Genomic DNA, 249 nt, shown 5'->3' on the forward strand with positions numbered 1-249 from the left:
GTGGTGGCATCATCACTCACCACAAGGAGCCGATCCGGGCCTTTGGAGAGCGCGTTCTTGCGCAGCGCCGGAGTGCCGATGGAGTCGGGGCCCAGGGTGATACCCACAACCTCGGTGCCCAGGGCGTCGCCGAGTTCCCGCGCTGCCCGCATGGCAACGGCGTCGTCGTCGCTAATGGAGAGGCGCGCGCCGCTCCAATCCACCACACCGGAATCCAAAACGTGCGCTGAACGTGGATCACCGGCAATT

1 protein-coding gene is annotated in these 249 nt (G+C 65.5%); it reads right to left on the minus strand.

Annotated features, from left to right (window positions below; genetic code table 11):
* Positions 1-206: hypothetical protein (locus QP363_RS13340; RefSeq protein ID WP_284764844.1), on the minus strand; the 206-nt coding region annotated here is incomplete at its 3' end.
* Between the last annotated feature and the right edge of the window lie 43 nt (positions 207-249).

The organism is Corynebacterium sp. UMB6689 (assembly GCF_030215295.1).
GTDB lineage: Bacteria > Actinomycetota > Actinomycetes > Mycobacteriales > Mycobacteriaceae > Corynebacterium > Corynebacterium aurimucosum.